The 26,645-nt window shown below is 42.5% G+C and carries 9 protein-coding genes; 4 read left to right on the plus strand and 5 right to left on the minus strand.

Going from position 1 to position 26,645, the window contains the following annotated elements:
• The 5 genes from HWQ41_RS20785 to HWQ41_RS20805 form a co-directional block, all read right to left on the minus strand.
• Nucleotides 1–8,099, minus strand: an 8,099-nt coding sequence (locus HWQ41_RS20785; protein WP_292766899.1) for a non-ribosomal peptide synthetase, incomplete at its 3' end; no start/stop codon positions are given.
• Between the two features lie 19 nt (nucleotides 8,100–8,118).
• A complete protein-coding gene (locus HWQ41_RS20790) occupies nucleotides 8,119–9,165 on the minus strand; it encodes a TauD/TfdA family dioxygenase (protein ID WP_292766903.1) in 1,047 nt (348 codons plus the stop codon).
• Nucleotides 9,166–9,169: 4 nt separating this feature from the next.
• Nucleotides 9,170–10,726, minus strand: a complete 1,557-nt coding sequence (locus HWQ41_RS20795) for a condensation domain-containing protein (RefSeq protein WP_292766906.1) — start codon at nucleotides 10,724–10,726, stop codon at nucleotides 9,170–9,172.
• 38 nt (nucleotides 10,727–10,764) lie between these two features.
• A complete protein-coding gene (locus tag HWQ41_RS20800) occupies nucleotides 10,765–15,582 on the minus strand; it encodes a type I polyketide synthase (protein WP_292766909.1) in 4,818 nt (1,605 codons plus the stop codon).
• 64 nt (nucleotides 15,583–15,646) lie between these two features.
• Entirely contained in the window at nucleotides 15,647–21,076 is a 5,430-nt protein-coding gene (locus HWQ41_RS20805) for a non-ribosomal peptide synthetase (RefSeq protein WP_292766913.1), read from the minus strand.
• Between the two features lie 854 nt (nucleotides 21,077–21,930).
• Here HWQ41_RS20805 and HWQ41_RS20810 point away from each other — a divergent pair.
• From HWQ41_RS20810 to HWQ41_RS20825, 4 genes are all read left to right on the plus strand, one after another.
• The gene (locus HWQ41_RS20810) at nucleotides 21,931–22,362 is read left to right on the plus strand and encodes a hypothetical protein (RefSeq protein WP_292766915.1); all 432 of its coding nucleotides are present in this window, start codon (nucleotides 21,931–21,933) and stop codon (nucleotides 22,360–22,362) included.
• A 90-nt stretch (nucleotides 22,363–22,452) separates the two neighbouring features.
• Entirely contained in the window at nucleotides 22,453–25,080 is a 2,628-nt protein-coding gene (locus tag HWQ41_RS20815; protein ID WP_366931690.1) for a TonB-dependent siderophore receptor, read from the plus strand.
• A 30-nt stretch (nucleotides 25,081–25,110) separates the two neighbouring features.
• Complete coding sequence (locus HWQ41_RS20820; protein WP_292766918.1) at nucleotides 25,111–26,202, plus strand: PepSY domain-containing protein; 1,092 nt, start codon at nucleotides 25,111–25,113, stop codon at nucleotides 26,200–26,202.
• 101 nt (nucleotides 26,203–26,303) lie between these two features.
• Entirely contained in the window at nucleotides 26,304–26,639 is a 336-nt protein-coding gene (locus HWQ41_RS20825) for a hypothetical protein (RefSeq protein ID WP_292766921.1), read from the plus strand.
• The last annotated feature ends 6 nt before the right edge of the window (nucleotides 26,640–26,645 follow it).

A 26,645-nucleotide genomic window follows, 5' to 3' on the forward strand; every position in this document is an offset into this window, starting at 1 on the left:
TCCAGTAGCCGCGCTTGAGTAAGCAGCACTGGTACTTGGGAGTCTTTTAGTATAAAGCTTAACCGCTCTTGGGGATAGTTGGGGTCGAGGGGTACATATGCACCACCAGCTTTGAGGATGCCTAATAATCCGACTATCATATCAAGCGATCGCTCTGTGCAAATTCCCACCAATACTTCTGGTTTTACTCCGAGCTTTTGCAGATAATGTGCCAGTTGATTAGCTCTTGTATTTAGTTCCCTGTAAGTCAATTGCTGATCTTCAAACACCACAGCAATGGCATTGGGTGTCTGCTCTACCTGAGCTTCAAACAACTGATGGATGCATTTTTCCTGGGGATACTCAACCTCAGTATGATTCCACTCTGCCAGCAGCGCCAACTCAACTTCAGTCAACAAAGGCAAATCCAATAGCTGCTGTTGTGGATTGGCAACAATTCCAGAGAGCAATGTTTGCAGATGTCCAGCCATCCGGCTGATTCTGTTTGACTCAAATAAATCACTATTGTACTCCAGAGTCCCAACTAATCCCTCTGCTGTTTCTGTCATATACAGAGTCAAATCAAACTTGGCAGTGCGACTTTCACTTTCTAGAAGACTTAAAGTCAAACCAGGTAACTCTAGCGCCGACATCGGTGCATTCTGGAGGACAAACATCACTTGAAACAGTGGTGTGTAGCTTAAATCTCGTTGTGGTTGCAGTTGTTCTACCAACTGCTCAAAGGGTAAATCCTGATGTGCATAGGCTCCTAATGCAACTTCTCGCACACGAGTTAGTAGCTCCCCAAAGGTGGGATTACCTGCCAAGTTAGTTCGCAGCACCAAGGTATTGACAAAGAATCCAATTAACCCTTCTATTTCCTGCCGATTGCGGTTGGCAATCGGCGAACCAACCACAATATCTTCATTCCCCGTGTAGCGCCATAACAGGGTCTGAAAAGCTGCCAGTAGGGTCATAAATAAAGTACTTCCCTGTTGCTGGCTGAATTTATTCAAGGCTTGTGATAACTCCAAAGATAGGTTAAATGAATAACTTGCTCCTTGGAAGGTGATAACAGCAGGACGCGGGTGGTCAGTGGGTAACTCTAGTATTGCTGGTGCGCCCTCTAACTGCTTCTTCCAGTAAGATATCTGGGATTGTAGTACTTCTGCTTGTAGCCATTGTCTTTGCCAAGCTGCGAAATCTACATATTGGATTGGTAGTTCAGCTAAGCTTGAGGATTGCTGCTCGCAGCAGGTTTGATAAAGTGTTGCCACCTCACGCACCAGCACGCCTACCGACCAACCGTCAGAGGCTATGTGGTGCATGGTTAGTAGTAATATGTGCTCAAGTTCATTAAGACGCAGTAGTTTTACACGCAACAGCAGGTCACTGTTGAGGTCAAAGGGTTGGTGCGCTTCCAAGTCTACCAGTTGTCTGATTTCGGCTTCTTGTTGATTTGAAGGTAATTCACTGAGATCAAATACTGGTAATAGTAGTGATGTCGCTGATGAGATAACTGCTACAGCTTGCCCTTCTCTTGTCTGGAAATTAGTTCGCAACGCTTCGTGGCGGCGGAGAATTTCCTTGAAACTTTGTTGTAGTCCTTTTAAGTTCAATTCCCCTTGTAAGCGAACAGCAGCAGGGATGTTGTAGAAGGGGCTGTTTGGCTCGAACTGGGCAAGGAACCATAACCGTTGCTGGGCAAATGATAAGGGTAACTCTTGCGAGCGGGAAATTCGCTCAATTGTTGCTGTTTCCAGTCCTAAGCCTGCTTTAGTAGCTTGTTCAATGTCTTTGGCTAGCCCAGCTATTGTTGGTTGTTCAAATAAGCGGCGTAAAGAAACCTCTTGCTGAAAAACTTTTCGGACTTGGGAAATCACTTGAGTCGCTAAAAGCGAGTGTCCGCCTAATTCAAAGAAATTATTGTAAATCCCTATTTTTTCAATACCAAGTACCTCTGCCCAGATTCCTGCTAACATCTGCTCAATTGGTGTGGCAGGAGGGATAAAATCTGATTCGGAGAATAGCTGGGTGAATTCGGGTGTAGGCAGCGCTTTTCGGTCTACTTTACCATTCGGTGTAAGCGGTAGTGCCTCTAGCATCACAAAAACTGCTGGCACCATGTAGTGTGGCAGCTTCGACTCCAGGAAGCGGCGCAGTTCAGTAATTGTCAGCTTTTCTTTTGAGTCAGGGACGACATAGGCGACTATTCGTTGCGAATCTGCTGAATCTAAGCGAACTACAATTACAGTTTCTCGCACTGCTGAGTGTTGGCTAATGAGTGCTTCAATTTCTCCGAGTTCGATGCGGAAGCCACGAATTTTAACCTGGTGGTCTATACGACCAATGTACTCTATGTCTCCATTGGGTAGATAGCGAGCTAAATCTCCTGTTTTATACAGGCGTGCGGTTGATTTGTCGCTAAAGGGGTTGGGGATGAATTTTTCTGCTGTCAGTTCCGGCTGGTTTAAATAACCTCGTGCTAATCCATCTCCACTAATGTACAGTTCGCCTCGTACACCAATAGGAACCGATTGTCTGCTTGCATCTAATACATGTATCTGCGTATTAGCGATCGCACGACCAATCAAAACGCACTCTGGCAAAGGTGCTTGCGGACTGAGGCTGTAGCAACTCACATCCCCAGAAACCTCCGACGAACCGTAAAGGTTTAACAAGGTGCTATCCGGTAAACTCTGCCGAAATTGCCCAAGCAAGTCAATTGAGAGTGCTTCGCCACTGCTAATCCACAACTTCAGTTGGGGTAGCTGAAACTGTAAAACACTAGATGTGTTCAACAGTATACGCAATAAGGAGGGAACAAGTACTAATCGTGTCACATTGTTGTCAGTTAGAGTAGCTACAAATTGCTGTGGGTCTTTGACAACTTCATCGGGCACAATGACTGTGGTGACTCCTTGAAGTAAGGGCCCAAAAATTTCCCAGACTGAATCCACAAAGTTTAACGATGTTTTCTGGCAACAAACTTCTCCCTGAACAAAAGGATAAATCTGCCACATCCAGTGAAAGCGATTGACAGCACCGCGATGTAGTCCAAAAACTCCCTTAGGTTGACCAGTGGAACCAGAGGTGTAGATGACATAAGCCTGGGTATCAGCTCTTGAAATACTGATGGGGTTATATTTGCTTTGTTGGGTAATGACATTTGAGTTAGTATCCAAGCAAACTATCTGTGCTTCATGTTCAGGAAGTTTCTCCAGTAGCCGCGCTTGAGTAAGCAGCACTGGTACTTGGGAGTCTTTTAGTATAAAGCTTAACCGCTCTTGGGGATAGTTGGGGTCGAGGGGTACATATGCACCACCAGCTTTGAGGATGCCTAATAATCCGACTATCATATCAAGCGATCGCTCTGTGCAAATTCCCACCAATACTTCTGGTTTTACTCCGAGCTTTTGCAGATAATGTGCCAGTTGATTAGCTCTTGTATTTAGTTCCCTGTAAGTCAATTGCTGATCTTCAAACACCACAGCAATGGCATTGGGTGTCTGCTCTACCTGAGCTTCAAACAACTGATGGATGCATTTTTCCTGGGGATACTCAACCTCAGTATGATTCCACTCTGCCAGCAGCGCCAACTCAACTTCAGTCAACAAAGGCAAATCCAATAGCTGCTGTTGTGGATTGGCAACAATTCCAGAGAGCAATGTTTGCAGATGTCCAGCCATCCGGCTGATTCTGTTTGACTCAAATAAATCACTATTGTACTCCAGAGTCCCAACTAATCCCTCTGCTGTTTCTGTCATATACAGAGTCAAATCAAACTTGGCAGTGCGACTTTCACTTTCTAGAAGACTTAAAGTCAAACCAGGTAACTCTAGCGCCGACATCGGTGCATTCTGGAGGACAAACATCACTTGAAACAGTGGTGTGTAGCTTAAATCTCGTTGTGGTTGCAGTTGTTCTACCAACTGCTCAAAGGGTAAATCCTGATGTGCATAGGCTCCTAATGCAACTTCTCGCACACGAGTTAGTAGCTCCCCAAAGGTGGGATTACCTGCCAAGTTAGTTCGCAGCACCAAGGTATTGACAAAGAATCCAATTAACCCTTCTATTTCCTGCCGATTGCGGTTGGCAATCGGCGAACCAACCACAATATCTTCATTCCCCGTGTAGCGCCATAACAGGGTCTGAAAAGCTGCCAGTAGGGTCATAAATAAAGTACTTCCCTGTTGCTGGCTGAATTTATTCAAGGCTTGTGATAACTCCAAAGATAGGTTAAATGAATAACTTGCTCCTTGGAAGGTGATAACAGCAGGACGCGGGTGGTCAGTGGGTAACTCTAGTATTGCTGGTGCGCCCTCTAACTGCTTCTTCCAGTAAGATATCTGGGATTGTAGTACTTCTGCTTGTAGCCATTGTCTTTGCCAAGCTGCGAAATCTACATATTGGATTGGTAGTTCAGCTAAGCTTGAGGATTGCTGCTCGCAGCAGGTTTGATAAAGTGTTGCCACCTCACGCACCAGCACGCCTACCGACCAACCGTCAGAGGCTATGTGGTGCATGGTTAGTAGTAATATGTGCTCAAGTTCATTAAGACGCAGTAGTTTTACACGCAACAGCAGGTCACTGTTGAGGTCAAAGGGTTGGTGCGCTTCCAAGTCTACCAGTTGTCTGATTTCGGCTTCTTGTTGATTTGAAGGTAATTCACTGAGATCAAATACTGGTAATAGTAGTGATGTCGCTGATGAGATAACTGCTACAGCTTGCCCTTCTCTTGTCTGGAAATTAGTTCGCAACGCTTCGTGGCGGCGGAGAATTTCCTTGAAACTTTGTTGTAGTCCTTTTAAGTTCAATTCCCCTTGTAAGCGAACAGCAGCAGGGATGTTGTAGAAGGGGCTGTTTGGCTCGAACTGGGCAAGGAACCATAACCGTTGCTGGGCAAATGATAAGGGTAACTCTTGCGAGCGGGAAATTCGCTCAATTGTTGCTGTTTCCAGTCCTAAGCCTGCTTTAGTAGCTTGTTCAATGTCTTTGGCTAGCCCAGCTATTGTTGGTTGTTCAAATAAGCGGCGTAAAGAAACCTCTTGCTGAAAAACTTTTCGGACTTGGGAAATCACTTGAGTCGCTAAAAGCGAGTGTCCGCCTAATTCAAAGAAGTTGTTATGGATACCGACTTCTTCTAGACCGAGGATTTGCGCCCAAATTCCAGCTAGTATCTCCTCAATTGCTGTACAAGGAGCTACAAAAGTTTCTTGAAGTTCGGGGCGTGTTTGGTCTGGAGCAGGTAATGCCCGACGATCTACTTTGCCATTGGTTGTTAATGGCAGGGCATCCATTAGTACAAAGGCTGATGGCAGCATATATTCTGGCAAATGCTGTTTGAGATAGCTCCGCAGTTCACTAGGAATAGGAGTTGCATCCGATTTGGAAACCACATAAGCCACCAAACGCTGATCGCCAGGCACATCCTCCCGCGCCATCACTATTGTCTCTCGCACACTTGGATGTTGTTTTAGTAATCCCTCAATTTCTCCTAACTCAATACGGAAACCTCTGACTTTCACCTGGTTATCTATTCGCCCCAGAAACTCCAGATTCCCGTCTAACCGATAGCAAACTAAGTCCCCCGTTTTATACAAACGTGCCCCTGGTTGCTCACTAAAGGGATTAGGGATAAACTTTTCTGCTGTTAGTTCCAAGCGATTGAAATAACCTCTGGCTAAACCTAAACCGCCGATGTAGAGTTCACCTGGAACTCCAATTGGTACAGGCTTATGGTATTGGTTGAGTACATAAAGCTCAGTGTTCGCGATCGCATGGCCAATCGGAACAGAACCTGAGAGCATCTCACCTTTAGGTACTTGGTAAATGCAACAACCCACGACTGTCTCTGTCGGTCCATATTCATTCACTAGGATTGTGCTGGGTGCAAAGTTTTGCCAGAAAGTGATACTTTCGGCCAGCAGATTTTCTCCTCCAATAATTAAGGCTCTAGTTTTACCAGCAGCTTCTGATGAAGATAAATGCTTTTCGAGTAGCTGTAGTTGAGCTGGTGTAATTTTGACTAAGCTGTAGTTTGAGCCGTTACGTAGGGCATTACCTAAACACTCCATGCTTTGGTCTTCTGGAATAAGTTCTACCCGTCGTCCTACTACCAAAGGGGAAAACAGCCCAGTAATAGTGAGGTCGAAAGCAAGCGTTGAGTGGACGGTAGCCCCCTCTCCCAGATCAACTGCATAAGCTTGCGTACACCATGTTAGATAATTAACTAAACCTTGATGGGGAATTAATGTTCCTTTGGGCTTACCAGTAGAACCAGAAGTATAAATAACGTAGGCTAGGTTGTCAGAAATTGTCTTGCTGATAGGGTTTTGTGTACTTTCTAGGGCAATCTTCTCCCAGTCATAATCCAGGCAACATAACTCAGCACTACATTCGGGAAGGATAGATAACAACTTTTGTTGGGTCAACAGTACAGGTGTACAGCTTTCTTCTAAAATGAAGGTTAACCTTTCTTTGGGATATATAGGATCTAATGGCAAATAAGCCCCACCTGCTTTGAGAATACCCAGCACTCCCACAACCATATCGAGCGATCGCTCTGTGCAAATCCCGACCATAATTTCTGGACCAACGCCCATTTTTTGTAAGTAATGAGCCAGTTGATTTGCCTGTGCATTTAGCTCCGAGTAGGTTAGTTGCTGGTTTTCACAAACTACAGCAATGTTGTCAGGGGTGCGATCGCACTGTGACTCAAACCACTGATGTATGCATTGGTGTTGTGGGGCAGCAGTTTTTGTGTTGTTGAATTCAACTAAAAGTTGCTCTCGCTCAAGAGGGCTGAGGATATCGAAAGAAGCGATCGCTCCTTCAATATTCTTTACAACACTGGCTAACAATGTCTCAAATTGACTTGCCAGCCGTTGAATATCTTCAACAACGTAGACATTGGCATCATAGTGAAATTCAGCAGCTATGCGATCGTCATCACGACGAACACAGGATAGTTTGACCTGGAATTGATCCACACAGGCGTACTGTTTATAAATTGAAAAACAGATACTGTCTGCATAATACCTGGCTGAGAGAGACGTAAACTCAAAACAGAATGGGAAGAACGGTTGCTGTTGACTATTGCCATTCAACGTACTAACACTTTGTTCCCAAGAAAAGCTTTCCTGGCATTCAAATATCTCTTCCGTAGCTTCCGCAACTATATTCAACAGATCACTAAATTTATAGTTATTCTGAAGATTACATTGAAAGGGTAAATATTTAACCAACAGACCGAGAGTTTCTTGCAATTGTTCATAGTTACGACCATTACTAGCCATACCAATGATCATGTCTGATTTGCCAGTAAGTTGGCACAGCAATATCTGCCAGCAAGTAAGAAAAAAGACATAACTTGTAATGTTTTTGTGCTGTGCTAGTGTCACATCTATTTTAGTTACTAAATCTAGCGGAATATCCAAACTAAGCGATTGGGGCTTAAATTCTGGGTTGTTAATTAGCTGATTTGAGTAAGGAAGCTTCAATTCTCCAATATTGAAGACATCGAACTTTCTCCAGTAATTTGATTCAGCTTTTAGTTCCTCTGTCTGCAATAATTCATTTTGCCATTCCGAGATATCTGCATATTGCAGAGGTTGTTCAGATAGTTTCTCATGCTCTAAACAAGCAGCATAGCATCTGCTGAGTTCACAAACTAAATTATTTAGAGTTGGCGCATCTGCACATAAAGCAGGCAAACTGACGATTAATAAGTGCTTTTGTGGTGTCAGAGTTACTAAGGTAGCCAACAACAGTGATCCTTTATCCAAATCAAGACTCTGCTGACTCGCTGATTGAAACAGTTTCTCTATCTCAAACTCTATAGCGTCTTTATCTTCCAAATATGCTTCATTTAATGAGATAAAAGTATATTCATTAATTACCTGAATAGGAGTTTTTACCCCATTAATGCAATGAAAGGTAGTTCGGAGAATTTCATGGCGATTGACTATTTGATTTAACGCTTCTTTCAAAACCTCTTTTTTCAGATTTCCTTCCAAAATAATCGCACAATGAGCCTGATATGCTTGACTATCTTTTTGTAACAGCCATAGACGCTTTTGTTGCGGAGATAGTGAAAAACCCTGAATTTGTTCTTGCATTTTTTGACCAACCTCAGTTTCAAATTTCGTCAAAACTTGTCATTTCACCCATCGCAACAAAAAGCTTTCGTTCCCCAAAAAAAGGATTACGCCCATGAGCAGTTAATAGGTTATCTAATATTAATAAATCTCCAGTTTGCCAAGGAAAGCTGATTTCTAGCTTTTGATATACTCCACAAATTTCTTCCATTACAGAGTCTTCAATACGAGAACCATCACCGTAGTAGCAATTTCGGGGTAAATCTTCTTCCTGGAAAGATGACAACAGAGTCTCACGCGTTTCCATATCTAAGCATGAAGTATGCCAATGTTGAGCTTGGGTAAACCAAGTCAGTTCACCAGTTTGAGGATGCTTGACCACAGCAGGTCGTACAGCACGGGTTCTCAATCTACCATTATCTTTCCATTCAAAATCGATACCAGCTTCTCTACAATTAGCCTCTACTTTTGCTTTATTTTGAGTTTGAAAAACAGTTGACCAGTCTAGTCCAAGTCTATAGTCGTAGTTGCGAAGATACATAACCTTCTTTTCAATAAATCTTTCCCGAATCTTGCGATCGATTAGTTCAAAAACTTTGCGACTATCAACAATAGGAGTTTCTCCTCCTTCTTCTGCTGGTTGACCACAGCCAAAAAAGATTTTACTAGGCCAACGATAGTTGAAAGAATTTTCATTATGCCACAACAGTTTTTTATCTGCTGGATAAAAAACTGGAGTATAAACGTTAGCACTGACAGCTTCACGAATATGTTCACCATTTTCATTAAACAAGTTTGGGCATAGCGTCAGGCAAACTTGCTCAAAAATTCCTGCTCTGTCTAAATTGAAGCCCCGCAATAATATAGCACCTTGTTTTAGTAACTTTGTTTGTAGAAATTCTTGGTTATCCTTGAGCCAATTTACTAAATCGAGATTTTCTACGGCAGGCTTTAATACTACAGGAAGTGTTTCGCCATGTTTCAGATAATCTATTTTTATTAGTTCTCCTTGTATCAATTTTACTGCTTTTCTGGTAATATTTCCTAAACCTTGAAGTTTAAATTGCTTATTTTCTATATTTTTCATATTTTTAATTTATGGTCATAATAGCTTTACGCTGAACATCTTTCAACAGGTTAGAATACTCTTTTTTTCGCTTGGTTTTTATGTCGCTCATTTGTTGTTTTTCCACTTTTGCTAAGTTGTCAACCAGTTCATTCAATCGTGTCTCTGGTTGTTTGACAACAGTATTTAAAAGTGTTTCAAAATTTTTCAATATCTTTATAATACTACTAGCGTCAAACAGATCTATATCGTACTCTAAATCAGCCTTTATCCCTTGTTCCGTATCTACCATTCTTAAGAATAAATCAAGTGTTGTTTCCTCTGTATCCAGATGATTTAAAGTACTAGCTGTTAAATTTGTAAGCTCCAGAAGTGGCAGAGCAACATTATCAAAAACAAACTTAACCTGGAATAGTGGCATACGATTTAGATTTCGCTCTATTTTCAAAGCATCTACAACTTTCTCAAACGGCAAATCTTGATGTGTGTAGGCTCCTAAAGTTACTTCACGTACTCGTCCAAGTAACTCTCGAAAGGAGGGATTTCCAGACAAATTAGTACGCAACACCAACTGGTTGACAAAGAACCCAATTAATCCCTCTATTTCAGCTTGGTTGCGGTTGGCAATATCAGTACCTACGACAATATCGTCCTGACTAGTGTACCAGTGTAATAGAGTTTGAAATGTAGCTAGCAATGTCATAAAAAGTGTAACACCTTCTTGTTGACTCAAGGCTTTAATATCTTCTGATAAAGCTTTTGGTAACATAAGGTATTGTTTTGCAGCCCGAAAAGTTTGAATTGCTTGTCGGGGGCGATCAGTAGGCAGTTGTAAACAAGGAAGGTTGTCAAGATGTTTCTTCCAATAAGTAATTTGAGATTCTAGTTTCTCTCCCTGTAGCCATTGCCTTTGCCAGAGAGCAAAGTCTGCATACTGGATAGGGAGTTCAGGTAGTGGTGAAGGTAATCCAGCACAAAAGGCTTTGTACAGCGCTGTCAATTCGCGAACAAACACACCAATTGACCAGCCATCTATGGCAATGTGATGTGTTGTTAATTGCATTAAATATTCTGTTTTGCTCAGATACAGCAGGATAGGTCGCAATAAAGGTTCTTGTGCCAAATTAAAAACTACTTGGGCTTCCTTAGTGGTTAATCGTTGGATTTCTTGCTCAAGCTGATTCTTTGGTAGTTTCTGGAGGTCTACTGTCGGCAAAACAATACTCAAAAATGGAGCAATCACTTGAACTGGTTGTCCCTCTATCATTTTGAAGGTAGTACGTAGGGATTCGTGACGTTGCACAATCTTATTCAGGCTGTGCTCCAATGCTGTTACATTGAGTGAACCTGTAAAGCGTAGAAATCCAGACACATTGTAAGCAGTACTAGTGGGATCTAATTGATGGAGAAACCACAGGCGTTGTTGGGCAAACGATAAAGGAGTAGGACTAATTTGAGAACGTCTGGCAATAACTTCTAATTGAGAATCAAATTGACCACGCAGCCGCTTTTCGAGGAGTTCTCGCTGAGTGGGTGAAAGCTTCGACCGTCGTTTCAAAATTCCATCTTTTTTGTTGTCCATAATCCCCCCTATCAAACAATGAAAACTAGCAATGTATCCTAATCCATAATTTTGACATTCACATACTCAGGAACGTTCTGAGATAATCGTTCTAACTCTTCTATGAAAATTTCTTCAATAACCAAAGCCAACTCGCCTACAGTGGGTGCCTCAAACAGAGAATCAACAGGTACTTCTATCTGAAAATTTTTGCGTAGCTGAGAAATCAGTACAGTTCCTATTAGGGAGTCTCCCCCTAAAGCAAAGAAGCTGTCATGGATGCCTACCTGCTCAATACCCAGTAACTCTTGAAAAAGATTAGCAAGCTTACGCTCTATATCATTAGTGGGAGCAACATAGATACTGCTCAGTTCTGGTCTTGGATGTGTTGGTTTAGAGAAGTTGTCTTTTTTTGTAGCGTCTTGGAAATTAGGTGAGTTATCTAGGAAATCTGGCTTAACCTGAATCCGAAAATCATAGGTTGATACCAAAACCTGAGAAAGAGTATTCCCGATAATCCTACTAAATACCTCTACTCCTTCTTTTGGTGATAACCCTTCTTGAAGTAGTTGTCTTTGATACGCATTAACAGAGGTAGTGGGTTTTTGATTAAGTCCACCTGGAACAGAATGCCATGAGTCAGAAAAAGTTGCGATCGCTGTTTGTTGAGAGCTAACTCCGTTTTCCGCAACAACTATGCATTGCTCAAATAAGGGATGGTTCACTGCTTGAAATTGAGGTTTGGGAATATCTTGGGTTTGGGTAGATTGCTTAATTGCTTCTGCGGCCATACCCACTTCTTGCCAAGCAGACCAGTTGATCGCTAGTGTAAATATACCATCTCGATTGGTCTTATAGTGAGCAAAAGCGTCAAGAAAAGCATTGGCACTAGCATAATCAACCTGTCCAAATTCCGCTTGGATGGCAGTCATTGAAGAACACAGGACAAAGAAATCTAGCTGAACACCCTGGAAAATACTATTGAGAACCAGTGTTCCTTTGACTTTAGGTGCTAGAATACTTGCTGTCATTTGCGGCGTTTTTCGCTGAATCACGCCACCTCCGGGAACTCCAGCAGCATGGATCACACCATTGAAGTTGCCAAAGTGTGACTGCGCTTTTTGAATCGCCCAATGCATTTGTTCGAGATTTGTGACATCAGCACTCACTACCAAAACTTTTGCACCCAGTTGTTCGAGTTCCTGCACTTTGAGAATTTTACGGCTAGTGCTGTCTTGCTCGTCGTGATCAGTTAGCCACTCACTCCACTTGTCTGGATCTGGAAATTCTGAACGTCCTACAAGCAGAAGTTTTGCTTGTACTGTCTTTGCCAAATGCTCTGCCAGGGTAAGTCCAATTCCTCCAAATCCACCTGTGATTAAATAGACTCCTTCTTTCCTTAATCTTGGTGTTTTTTCGGTAGCTTGATTCAAGTAGACAGGTTCAAAATGTTGTACCCAGCGATGATTTCCTCGGTAGGCGATCGCTGAATCAGAGGATGAAGCTTCTAACTCGTTCAACAGTTGGTTTATGAGTTTCTCAGTTTGCCAACTTCTTACTTCTGAGGGAATTACAACATCAATGCTACGACAACTGATGTCAGGGTATTCTTGTGGAATGACTTTAACAGGCCCAATAACAGTTGCTTTTTCTGGACACAGCACTTCTTCACCCGTTACTTCCTGCATCTTGTTGGAGATGACTGCTATGTGCAGTTGCTTGGTAAGGTTTTGTTTTCCAAGGGACTGAGCGAGAAATAGCAGACTGTAAAATCCTAAATCTTCAGCTTTGTCAACTGCTGCTAGGTTTAATTCTGTGTTATCAATAGGCGTGACATTCCATAAATGCACAATCGTGTTTGGGAACTTGTCTTGTTCTAGAAGTTCCTTGAGCAAAGCGTCGTAGTCATCCCTTTGTTGAGGATTTAGGGTATACTTAGAGTCGCTTAGTTTTGTAAACTCTGATCCTACGCTAACGGCGATCGCATCCCGACCTTCCAGTTCGAGTCGTTTTATGAATTCTTCACCTAAGCCGCACTCATCAATAAACACAAGAGTGCAAGACAAAACCGATTTTTCACTCTTGTGTTTTTCGGGTAGCACAGAGCGTTTCCATGATGGAACGTAGAACCAGTTGGCAATATCTTGTTTTTTACTTGGTAAAGAGGTGATAGACAACGCCTCGACACTTGTCTTGATAGTTGCTGTCTCTTTTTGGGCTTCAATCCAATAACGCTGGCGCTCGAAGGGATATGTTGGTAGAGGGAGACGATGACGGTGCTCGTCGGCATAAAATCTTGACCAATCTATCTGTACTCCAGATAGCCACAGTTTACCCAATGTGTTCAGTAAGAACGCTATGTCTGAGTGTTTTTCCTTAGGATGTCGTAATGAACACAGTCCTACGGCATTTGAATGCTTTTGAGCAAATGCACACAAGGTACGTCCTGGTCCCACTTCTAACAGGATGCGATTTGGCTCTTGCAGCAACGCAGAGATTCCTTCTGAAAAACGGACACAGGAGCGTAGATGTGTTGCCCAGTAATTGGGATCTGTAGTTTGCTCTGCTGTTATCCAGGTTCCCGTGACGTTGGAGATAAAGGGAATTTTTGGGGGATGTAGTTTGACTCTACTGATTTCTTTCTGGAATGCTTCCAAGATGGGTTCCATCATCTCAGAATGAAAAGCGTGGGAAGTATGTAAACGACGACACTCTATATCTTGGAGCTTGTTCTGAAATGTGTCTATGGCATCATGGGTTCCCGAAACCACACACAAGGCAGGAGCATTACTGGCAGCAAGCGATAATTTTTCATCAAGTAAAGCTTTAACTTCTTCCTCTGGCAGTGGTACGGAGAGCATAGCACCAGATGGTAGTTGTTGCATCAGCCGTCCACGCACCGCCACTAGCGCCAAAGCATCTTCAAGTGACATGACACCAGCAAGGCAAGCTGCTACATATTCCCCGATGCTATGACCAATCATTGCACCTGGAGTAATTCCCCATGACATCCACAACTTAGCCAGAGCATATTCAATCACAAATAGTGCTGGCTGAGTGATATCAGTTTGTTGCAGTTTTTGTGCTGCGGCTTCTGACTCAGACTCGCCCGGATAGATGAGCGATCGCAGATCCAATCCTATATGAGATTGGAGCAATTGACAGCACAAATCCACTTGTTCTCGAAAAATTGGCTCAGTCTGGTAAAGTTCTTTGCCCATGTCCACATACTGAGCGCCCTGTCCTGGAAACATAAACGCGATGGGGCGATTTTCTACTTCAAGTAAGTTAGTGAAAACTCTTTGAGGATCTCGCACCTGCAAGGCGCTGGTTGCATCTTCGATATCTTCACACACCAATACACAACGATGATTGAATTCCCTGCGTCCGACTTGCAACGTATGCGCCACATCTGCCAGAGTAATATCACTCTGTTGCTTGAGGTATTGAACCAGATTTTCTGTTGCAGTTTCCAAAGCGGAGTCTGTTTTGGCAGAAAGTACCAATAACTGCCAAGGGCGAGAGGGACTAGAAACTGCTAAGGCTGGCGCTTCTTCCAGAATTACATGAGCATTAGTCCCACCAATACCTAAGGAACTGACTCCAGCCCGACGAGGGGTAAGTCCGGCTTTCCATTCCGTCAGCGTTGTATTAACGTAAAAAGGACTATTGGCAAAATCAATTTGGGGATTAGGTTGCTCAAAATTCAAGCTGGGTGGTATTTGCTTGTGTTTAAGGGCTAAAACCGTTTTAATCAGTCCTGCAATCCCAGCTGCTGCATCTAGATGACCAATGTTTGTTTTAACTGAACCGATTGCACAGAAGCCTTTTTTATCGGTACTTTCACGAAACACGTTTGTTAAAGCAGAAATTTCAATGGGATCGCCTAAGACAGTTCCTGTACCGTGAGCTTCGACATAGCTAATTGTTTCAGGTTCCAGCCCAGCTAAAGCAAGTGCTTCTGCTATCACATCTGCTTGTCCGTTAACACTGGGTGCTGTGTAACCAACTTTACCAGAACCATCATTATTGATCGCACTACTTTTAATCACAGCATAGATATTATCACCATCAGCGATCGCCTCAGATAACCGCTTCAAAACTACAATCCCCAGTCCATTACCAATAATTGTTCCCTTGGCTTTGGCATCAAAGGCACGACAGTGCCCATCAGGTGATAAAATACCCCCTTCTTCATACAAATACCCTGTTTTTTGGGGAATATGAATAGATACTCCACCTGCTAAAGCCATATCGCATTGGTAATTTAATAGACTTTGACAAGCTAAAGAAATAGCTACTAAGGAAGTAGAACAAGCGGTTTGTACCGTTAGACTTGGGCCTGTCAGATTTAATTTATAGGAAACGCGAGTCGCCAGAAAATCTTTATCGTTACCAATTCCCTTTTGGAAAATGCTAGCTAATCCAACTTGTTGGCGCAGCCCGCCGCAGGCATCGCTATTTGAATCCAATGATAAATAATTATTTGAACTAGAACCGGCGTAAACTCCAATCCGAGTTTCGCAACGTTGGGAGTCATAGCCAGCATTTTCTAATGCTTCCCATGCATATTCTAAAAATAAACGATGCTGCGGGTCTGTAATTTCTGCTTCTTTGGGATTCAAGGCAAAGAATGAAGCATCAAATAAATCTATATCTTGTATTACCGCTCTAGATTTTACATAATTCGGGTCATTGATTACTGTCGGTTTTATACCTTCCGACAGTAATTCTTCATCTGAAAAAACAGCAATAGATTCTACACCATCTCGAATATTTTGCCAAAATTTATCGATACTTTTGGCCCCAGGAAAACCCCCTGCTATGCCGATAATAGCTATTCCTTCTATAGAGTTTGGCATTTCTGAAATACTCATAATTTTGTCAATACCGATTTATTTTGTTTGCTGTTTGCATAGTTTTGCTGAGAGTTTTTTTTACTTATTTACGTGACTTATGAGTTTGCTTTTGTCGGTTTAGAGCCAATTTTTGTTTTTCAGAGCGGTTATGAATCTTTTTAAAGGAATGTTGTTCTTGCTGTTCTTGACTAAGATGTTTTGCCAACAAACTGATACTAGGATATTGAAACATTTCTACTACTGAGATATCGCGTTGCAGTTGTTCTCGCAGTTGCGCGTTTACCTGAGATATCAGTAAAGAATGACCGCCTAAATCGAAAAAGTTATCGTTAATACTAACTTTCTTAAGACCCAGTACTGTTTGCCAAGTACTAGCAATGATCTGCTCTAGCTCTGTTTGAGGTGCTACATATAAGTCGTTGTCAGTAAAGTCAGCTTCTGGCGGTGGTAAGACACGATGATTGACCTTGCCATTCAGGGTTAAAGGGAGCGTATCCAAGAACATAAAAACCGTTGGCACCATGTATTTGGGTAGCTTTTCTCTAAGAAAGTCCCGAAGTTGAGGTACGAGATCGTGTGCTTTTGCTGTCTCAAGGTGACCTTGCCCAACGATATAAGCAACTAGGCGCTTATGGTCTGAGCCATCATCATGAGCAATGACTACCGCTTGTCGAACTATTGGGTGTTGATTAAGTAAGGCTTCTATTTCTCCTAATTCAATACGAAAACCTCGAATTTTAACTTGATGATCTATGCGTCCTAAAAATTCGAGGTTGCCATCGCTTAGGTAGCGAACTAAGTCGCCTGTCTGATAAAGACGCTCCCCAGGTTTTGAACTATAGGGGTTAGGAATAAATTTTCCTGCTGTTAAGTCTGGTCGGTTGAGATAGCCCCGAGCGACACCAACACCTCCAATGTAAAGTTCTCCAGGAGTTCCTATGGGTACGAGTTGTAGATAGGGGTCAAGTACATAAGTTTGGATGTTGGCAATGGCTCTTCCAATTGGCACTTCGCAAGCCGTTGATGCTGATAACTCACACAGCGTCGCCACAATTGTTGTTTCTGTAGGACCATAGCTGTTGATAAGGTGTACTTGCCGATCAACGTGCTGTAGCCAAGTTTCGAGGTGCTTTGTTTTGGCTGTTTCGCCCCCAATTATTACTAGCCGCAGGGAATCTGGAAGTGTCAAATTTGCTGTTGCTAATTCAGTAACTAATTGATGCCAAAAGGCAGTAGGCAAATCGAGGACAGTAATCCCCCAATTGTGGCATTGCAGCAAGAACTCAGACGTTGAACTTAACATGTCATCTGTACGCAGCACAAGAGCAGCACCACAAACAAGACATGGAAAAATTTCTTCGGCAGCGGTATCAAAGCTGATAGAAGCAAATTGGAGGACGCGCTCGCTCGCTTTCAGTCCAAACTCTAAACAGGCAATTTCGGTGTAGTTGACCAAAGATTGATGTTGGATCATCACACCTTTGGGGGTTCCAGTCGAGCCAGAAGTATAAATCAGATAAGCCAGGTTTTCAGTTTTGGTCTGATGAATCGGGTTTTCCTGGCTTTCTTGGGCAATGAGCATCCAGTCTGCATCCAGGCACACAACTTGTGACTCATGTTTGGGGAGTATATCCAGCTGTGCTGAAGAGGTCAGTATAACTGGTACTTTGGCATCCATTAACATTGAAGCCAGACGTTGTTGAGGATAAGTGGGATCTAGAGGAACATAAGCTCCACCCGCTTTCAGGATGGCTAAGAGTCCTACCACCATTGAGAGCGATCGCTCCACACAGATACCGACAAGTACCTCTGGCCCTACACCTAGTTTTTGCAAGTGATGCGCTAGTTGATTCGCACGTTGGTTCAGTTCTTGATAGGTTAGATACTGCTGATTTGGAAAAATTACTGCGATCGCATCCGGTGTCCGCTCTACCTGTGCCTCAAACAATTGATGAATGCACTGCTCTCTTTGAGATTTGGGATTTGGGAGCCACTGTGTTGCAGGGTTTTCCCCCAACCCCACTGTCGTGAAGGTTTCAAAATCCCCCCTTGTAGTGTTAAACTCCACAAGCAATTGATGCTGTTGTGCTTCTGTCAGGAGTGGCAAGTCCGAAAGTCTAGCTTGAGGATTAGCAACTATACCAAAGAGCAAGTTTTGAAAATGCTCTAGCATCTGAGCAATTGTAGTGCCATTAAACAGGTCTGTATTGTACTCAAATGACATCATCATTCCTGACTCTGTAATCTCTACAGACAGGCTCAAATCAAACTGCGCCGTTTCATTTTCTACTTGGAACTGGCTCACAGTTAGATTGGGCATTTCTGGCAATGGTGGAGCATTTCGGAAATCGAACATCACTTGAAACACAGGTGTATAGCTGACGTTTCGTTCTGGCTGCAATGCCCTTACTAGCTGATCAAAAGGTATATCTTGGTGTGTGTAGGCTTCTAAGGCTACCTTTCGGACACGATTTAGTAACTGTTGAAAACTTGGGTTGCCGGAAAGGCTAGTGCGTAATACTAAGGTATTGACAAAAAAGCCAATTAACCCTTTTATTTCGTTGTGGTTACGGTTGGCAACTGGTGAGCCTACAAGAATATCATCCTGTCCTGTGTAGCGGTAGAGAAAAGTCTGGAATGCTGCTAGCAGCAACATATACTGAGTGACGCCCTCTTGCCGAGCGATCGCTTTCAGTTGCTCACTTAAGGTTTTGGATAGCTCGATAGATTGATGGGAACCTCGCGAGGTTTGAATAGCTGGTCGTGGTCGGTCAGTGGGTAATTGTAAAATAGTCGGAGCATCTTCAAGTTGTTGTTTCCAGTAAGAAAGTTGGGCTTGGAGGACTTCTCCTTGAAGCCTTTGCCGCTGCCAGTACGCAAAGTCTTTGTATTGAATAGATAAATCGGGTAGAGGCAAGAAACTTTCAGTTAAAAATGCTTTATATGTTGATGCCATCTCCTGCATTAATATCTCGACAGACCAAGCATCCGAGATAATATGATGCATCACAAGCAAAAGTATATGTTCTTGTGGCGATAAACACAGAACTCTAGCACGTAAAAGTGGTCCTTGTGCCAAGTCAAAAGATTGTTGACTCTGCTGAGTTGCTAATCGCCGAACCTCTGTTTCGCGTTTTGCTCCAGGAATTTTTTGACAATCAACCACTGATATGGATAATTTCAAAGAGGGGGCTATGACTTGAACGGGTTGACCATTGACTGTGGTAAAAGTGGTTCGTAATGTTTCATGTCGTCGTACAATTTCATTGAGGCTGTGCTCTAGCAGCGTGACTTTTAGCTGGCCCTTGAGGTTAATTGCCAGAGAAATGTTGTATGCCAGATTGCCTGGTTCCAACTGATTAATGAACCACAGTCGCTGCTGTGCAAAAGATAGAGGCTGAACTTCCTTTGTAATTTTTTGAATTGGATTGAGTGACACTGACAATTGAGAAGCCGCTGATGTCAATTCAGCCAGTATCTTAGTTGCCAGTGCTTGCAAGCTCAAGCCTTCAAAAAAATCAGCTATGGATACAGCAACTTCCAGATCAACCTCAATTCGGTTTTTTAGCTCAAAAACTTTTATAGAATCGAGTCCCAAAGAGCTTAATGGCTGTTGAAAGCTAATTTGGGTCGCTGGAATTGCAAGCACACGTGCAATCTTTTCTTGAAGATATGACTGCAACAACGGCTGAGATTCCCTTGGAGTTAGTGCTAAAATATCTTGACGCTGTAACCTATTTTCTTTATCATCAATATCAATATTTTTCTGAATACTACTGCTTACTACATCTAGCTTACCTGTTAAAAAGTATTCTTTTGTAGCGCGACGGCGAATCTTTCCACTTGATGTTTTGGGAATAGTACCTGGTTTGACTAGTACTACTACATAGGCTTGTATTTCGTGTTCTTCTGTTACTGCCTGACGAATCGCTGCAATGACTTCCTCAAGATTTGGTTTTGCCCGAAACTCTAACTCTTGAACTACGACTAGTCGTTCTTCATTGTCTATTTCAAGCGAGAAAGCAGCACCACTATCTGAACGTAATGATGAATGACTACGTTCTACAGTTAACTCGATGTCTTGTGGGTAGAGATTGCGACCTCGAATAATGATTAAATCTTTGGCTCGACCTGTGATGAAAAGTTCTCCATTGTGCAGAAAGCCCAGGTCACCGGTGCGTAGAAATGGTCCGTGTCCTGTGTCTTTTAGGTAAGCATAGAATGTTTCCTCTGTCTCAACAGGACGATTCCAATATCCCTGGCCAATACTGAGTCCTGATACCCAGATTTCTCCAACTTCGTCAGGTTGGCAGGTGGTAAGAGTGTCTGGATGTGCGATCGCTATTTTTTGTTGTGGTAAAGTTTGACCGCAACCAACGAAGGTTTGAGTATCATCACTACTCCTAGCTACTTCAACAACTAAATTTTTCTCTAATGCAGCCTTTGCAACTATTCTAGCAGCAGGTTTAGCATTCTTGATTCCACCGGAAACCATCAAAGTAGCTTCTGCCATGCCGTAACAAGGATAGAAAGCTTCAAGACGAAAACCACAGTCAGCAAAAGTGGCTGCAAATCGTTCTAGAGTTTTCTGTCTGATCGGTTCAGCACCGTTAAACGCCACACTCCAACTACTTAAGTCAAGAGTTGACCTTTGTTGAGGAGTTATTCTTTGAATACACTGTTCATAGGCAAAGTTTGGACCTCCACTAGTGGTACCCCGATAGCGAGAAATCGCCTGTAGCCATCGATATGGACGTTGCAAAAAAGATGCTGGAGACATTAAGACACACGGAAAGCCACCATACAAGGGTTGCAGTATTCCACCAATCAGTCCCATATCATGGTAGACGGGAAGCCAAGAGATAAACTGACTCTTGGGCGAATGTCCCATCATTTGGTAAGTCATCGCAGCATTATGCAACAAGTTGCCATGACTGAGCATGACACCTTTAGGCGTGCCTGTAGAACCAGATGTATATTGCAAAAAAGCTAACGTTTGTCCATCAATTACAGGTTGTTGCCAAGAATCCTCTATTCCTTGTGCCAAGTTGTCAGTTGTCAACCAACGTAGACTTCCCTGGTCTGTTTTTTTTACAAGTAAAGACTCTATCTTTGAAAAGATGGTTGTTGTCGTCAAGCAAATTGCTGCTTGTGCATCTGTAATAATTGCCTGAATCCTGGATGTTTTACGTTGATTATGTGGTAAATAAGCCGGGATAGCTACTACTTTGGCATATAAACAACCGAAAAATGCTGTCACGTACTCCAATCCTGGAGAATAAAACAAAATGGCACGTTCCCCACTTAAACCAAGAGCTTGGAGTTGAGCTGCTATAGCCCGACTGCGCTGATCCAACTCATGGTAAGTCAGTGTTGATTCCTGAGTCTCTCCGTCTTCAAGAAAGGTAAATGCTTGTGCGTGTGGTGTTTTTAAGCTGCGATAACGCAGGATATCAACTATCGTCTCATATTGATAGGATATTTCTTGAAAGTTATTGACAATCAAAGTCATTTTATGCCTCAGCCAATTTAGATACACGCAAACAACGTTTAAATAGGGCTAACCAAATTAGACATTTAGCTACTGGTGGCTTACGGTAAGGTTTTTAATATTCAGTTGGAAGAATTTTTTGGATAATCGGATCGCGCTATTGCTTGGTCAGTCGCAGAGATTTTTTCAGATTATATTGCAAATAATTTTCAGAGGATGCTTGAAAAGTCAAAATATATACTAAAACCTCACTTACATTTCTCTCTCGTTGCATGAGATAGGCTTTGAAACCCTGATTCCCTTGGGGTTAGAGGGGATAATTCTGAGGCTTTTGGTGTTTCATACAATACTTTTAAAACACCTTCTCACTCAATTTTTTCTAATATAGAAGGAATTTATTGCATTTAGCAACCCCTAAGCTATAAAAAATTATTATCAATAACTATTAAATTATATTTGCAATTAGACTTGACTAATTTACTACTTTTAGTATATGCAAGTTTGGGAGTTGCAGAATAAAAGTATGAATTTAAGCGTAGGCGTAGCCCGTCGTAGACATCGCTTGCGAGGTTCAAAATATACATCAGATCATATTCGGATAAAAGGGAGAAAATAGTCGTTTTAGACAGAATTTTAAAAGACTGAATGGTAAAATATTTTTTTGATAAAAGCCAGAATTTATACTTAAAATTTGGTTAATTATGTAGTTTATTATATAAACAATAGTTCAGTAGTGATTTTGGACGCTACGCGCTTAAAAGCTTGAGGCGAGCGAATATATTGAGTTCTGCTTAGGTCAATAGTTAGGAATAAATCGTGGTAAGATTATTGAAAATTAATATTATCAAGCTATAACCATCTACCAATCGCCAGCTATGACCATTACCCTAACGCTGGAACAGGAAAGAGAGCTTTGGGCAGAAGCTAGACAAAATAGCCAGCAAAACTTGTCAAAGCCATTTGAATCCTATTGTCAAGTACCTAAACAACTGGGCAAAGGATATACGCGAAGCATAGAAGTGCATCCCCAAGTGCATCTGGGGATTGGTAACTACGAATACTACGATGATGTACTGGAACCAGGCTGTGAATGCCTTCACCCTTTGCAACTTGCTATGGAGCGAGCAAAACGCTGGCTCAGAGAAGGAAATCGCACAGTGCTAGAAGTGGCAATTATGACTAGTTACTCCAATCCCATACACTTTAGTGTTGCTTTTAAACGTAAGTTTGGTATCTTTTCCCAGTCAGTGTTTGTTGCCAGAAAAGTGTGTTTGGCGATGATTAGTTCTGTATTGGGGTTGACATAACTCATCCAATTCCTCTAATCTCAATTTTAAGCTTATTCAGAAATCTTCTCAACAAAGAGGGTTTTGGTTACTGGAGTGTGGGGAATTATTGTGAGGATTCAAGAGTTGTCGTCTAATATTTGGCTATGGTTGGTGATGAGTTTTGTGCCATTGTTGATGGCACAATCTGTACGGGCACAAGAGCAGCAAAATGAGCCAACAGTAATTACAACAATTAAGCGACTGAGCGAGATTGAACGCCCAGCCACCAATGTTAGGGAGTTGTTTTCTCAATCGTCAACACCTTCAAGTGAAGTTGTGCAAGTAACGGCAGTGAAGGCAAATCCTACCGCCAAAGGTGTGGAGGTGATTCTACAAACTACCAAAGGGGAACAATTACAAATTAAGAATCGCAGTGCTGGTAATAGTTTTATTGCTGATATTCCCAATGCCCAGCTGCGTTTACCCAATGGTGACGGGTTTACATTCCGTTCCGAAAAACCACTTGCGGGAGTTAGTGAAATAACAGTAACAAATTCTGATGCTAACACAATCCGAGTGACGGTGATCGGTGAGGCAAGCTCACCAACAGTCGAGTTATTTGACAGTGATGAAGGTTTGATTTTCGGGTTGACAACTGCTGCATCTATTGCACAGCAGCCACCCAAAACACAACCAACACCTCAAGTAGAGCAGCCAACAAACCAAACTCAGCCGAAGCAACCATCAGGGCCGGATAATCAGCCAATTGAGTTGGTGGTGACAGGAGAACAAGATGGATACAGTGTACCAGATGCGACCACTGCCACCAAAACCGATACACCCTTGCGCGACATCCCGCAATCAATTCAAGTTGTACCCCAACAGGTACTCCGCGACCAACAAGTCACCCGCTTGAACGATGCTTTGAGAAATGTTCCCGGTGTGATTACAACATTTGGATCAGATGCCAATAGCGAAGAAAGTTCATTTACCATTCGGGGCTTTGATAGTGGGACTATCCTCAGGAATGGTCTGGCAGATCCTGTGGGTACACGCTCACTGGAACTCTCCAATATAGAGCGAGTGGAAGTCCTCAAGGGTCCGGCTTCAGCTCTCTTTGGTAATGGTAGTCCTGGTGGCACAGTCAACTTGATTACCAAGCAGCCCCTCGCCACTCCTTACTATGCGGTTGAAGCAACGGTTGGAAGTGACAGCTATTATCGGGGCGCTGTGGATCTGTCTGGGCCTTTAAACGATGACAAAACAGGGCTGTATCGACTGAATGTGTCTTATAAAGATGCAGGCAGTTTTATCGATTTTGCTCATGGTAAAAATCTACTCATTGCGCCAGTTTTGAGTTTTGCAATTGGTGAGCGAACAAAGCTAACTCTGGAAGGAGAGTATATCAGTGCAGACACCAATCGATTATGGCTACCAGCCGTCGGCACTGTACTACCTAACCCAAATGGGGAAATACCACGCAACCTGAATCTTAGTGGACCTGACAGGAGTGACAATTATGTTCATGAAGACATTGGTAGAATTGGATATAGCTTAGAACACAAATTCAGTGACAACTGGTCATTAAAAAACGCTTTTCGGGCAATATTTTATCATTTTGAAACCAGCGCGTTCCTCCCTACTAGTCTCGACCCTGATAACCGAAGACTAAATCGAATATTTAATCAAGGACAGTTTAATGACCAGGCTTACAATCTGGCAACAGATATCATTGGCAAATTCTCAACTGGCTCCATCAAGCATCAGTTGTTGTTTGGATTTGACCTGAGTAGATTTGATTATGAATATTTATTTAATAATAGTAATGCAGCACCCATTGACCTGTTTAACCCAGTGTATGACCAATCCCTTGGCCCAAGTTTGAGTCATCAGAATGGTTCCTCTCTAATAGATGCATTGGGTATTTATATCCAAGATCAGATCGCGCTGAGTGAGAATCTGAAGTTGCTGTTGGGTGTACGCTTTGATGCCTTTAAAGAGACCGATGGAGATTTGGTAGCAAACACCGAAAGCAGCCAGTCAGGAGATGCCTTTAGCCCTCGTTTCGGTATTGTGTACCAACCAATCCAGCCAATTTCACTCTATGCCAGCTACAGTCGCTCGTTTACCCCATCGATTGGAACTAGCTTTGATGGCAGCACCTTTGAACCAGAACGTGCTACGCAGTATGAAGTCGGGGTTAAGGCAGATTTGAATGAGAGAATTTCTACAACACTTGCTTTCTATAATCTGACTCGCTCCAATGTCTTGACTGAAGACCCAAATCATCCAGATTTTTCGATTCAAACAGGTGAGCAGCGCAGCCGTGGTATCGAATTCAACATTGGGGGTGAAATCTTAAAAGGTCTGAATGTGATTGCAGGTTATGCTTACACGGATGCCACAATCACCAAAGATAATACTTACACACCAGGTAATCTCCTCAACAATGTCCCAAAAAATAGTTTCAATTTGTGGACGAAGTATGAAATTCAATCTGGTAGTCTCAAAGGACTCGGCTTTGGTTTGGGATTATTCTATGTAGGCGAACGGCAGGGAGATTTAGAGAATAACTTTCAGTTGCCGAGCTATTTACGTACTGATGCTGCTATTTTCTATAAACAAGGACAGCTCCGCGCACAGGTTAATTTCAGAAATCTGTTTAATGTGGATTATTTTGAGTCTGCTACTAGCCTTTTGCGTGTTTATCCTGGCGAGCCGTTCACGGTGCAGGGCACGATTTCGTGGGAGTTGTGATTGCAATTTCGGGGCATTTACGTCATATTTATGATCAAGCAATTTAAATTACGCCAAAAAGTATTTACCTTACATCGCTATATTGGTTTAGCTATAGGAGTGCTATTAGTTATAGCTGGCTTAACAGGTAGCCTGTTGGTATTTGCGGATGAGATCGACCACTTCTTATTGGCTCGCCAAATCGGACATGTCATCCCTCAAGGACAACAAGTTTCCATTGAGTCAGTGCTGAATACCGTTAAGACAGCTTACAGCAACCACCCAGAACTCAAAGTTGAGCGCATCTATACACTACCAGAACCAGATGTTCCTTACCGAATCTGGCTCCGTTCTTCTGAAGGTGAACGAACAGAAATCAACGTTAATCCCTACACAGGTGCAATCATGGGAAGCCGTGTCTTGGAGAATACGCTGAAGACACTCACACTGAAATTACACTACCAACTCTTTGCTGGCGATGTTGGAATTCAAATAATGGGGGTAGTGGCGCTGTTACTATTCATCCTTTGCATTACGGGAATTATTCTCTGGCCTGGATGGAAAAGGCTGATTTCTGGCTTCAAAATTAAATTGAATGCACATCCACGACGAGTCAACTTTGACATCCATAAAGTCTCAGGGATTATAGTAGCTGTTTTTTTGGGATTAATTAGCTTCACCGGCTTCTGTTGGAATTTTTATGATTTCACACAATCTATAATTTATGCACTCACCTCTACTCCCAATGCATCTAACCTTGTTTCCCAAAACATTACTGGTAAATCGCCGCTTAATGTAACACAACTGCTGCAAAAAGCAGATGCGGCATTACCAGATGAAGTTACAACTTACGTTTTGCTACCAATAAAACCGGAAGATGCGATCGCAGTGGGCAAAAAACTACCCCAGGAAAGCTGGAAGTTCGGCTACAGCCAGATTTATCTGGATCAGTATACAGGTGAGATTTTGCGACTGAAGAATGGGTTAAAAGCACCTCTAGGTGAGAAAATTTGGGATTCCTTTGGAGCACTGCATTATGGTACTTTTGGCGGATTACCAACACGTATTCTCTATGTGTTTGTCGGACTGGCACCGCTCATTCTATCTATCACCGGTGTTGTGATGTGGCGGTATCGTTATTGAACAAAATATTGATGCACGACCAATTCTGCCAATTTTGTTGAAATATTAAAACATAGCCTGATAACATCACTAGCGAAAAGAATGTGAACTGAGGTATTACTATGGCAACAATGGGAAAGTATTGCAAAGCTTACTCTTTGAAAAAATTACGTGAGTTCAGTCAGTGGACTGAGTGTGCTGAAAATACAAGGAGAGAAAACAAATCAGTTGAGGGTAAGGAAGTCGAAAGTAATAGAGAGTTAACTGATGATGACTTTCTTTACCTACAAGAAAATTACGTAGTGACTGATGGGATTTTCAAAGATGAGAATATCATTTTTGACAAGATAACTCCCGAATGGAAGGAGTTTTGCCACAAGACCTTAGCATTTGAGATTCCAGTCTACGAGCCTGTACTTGTACAAGCATCAACAAATCAAAACAAAAGTGATTCTTAAGAGGAA

Origin of the sequence: Nostoc sp. NOS(2021), assembly GCF_017115025.1 — a bacterium.
Lineage (GTDB): Bacteria > Cyanobacteriota > Cyanobacteriia > Cyanobacteriales > Nostocaceae > Nostoc.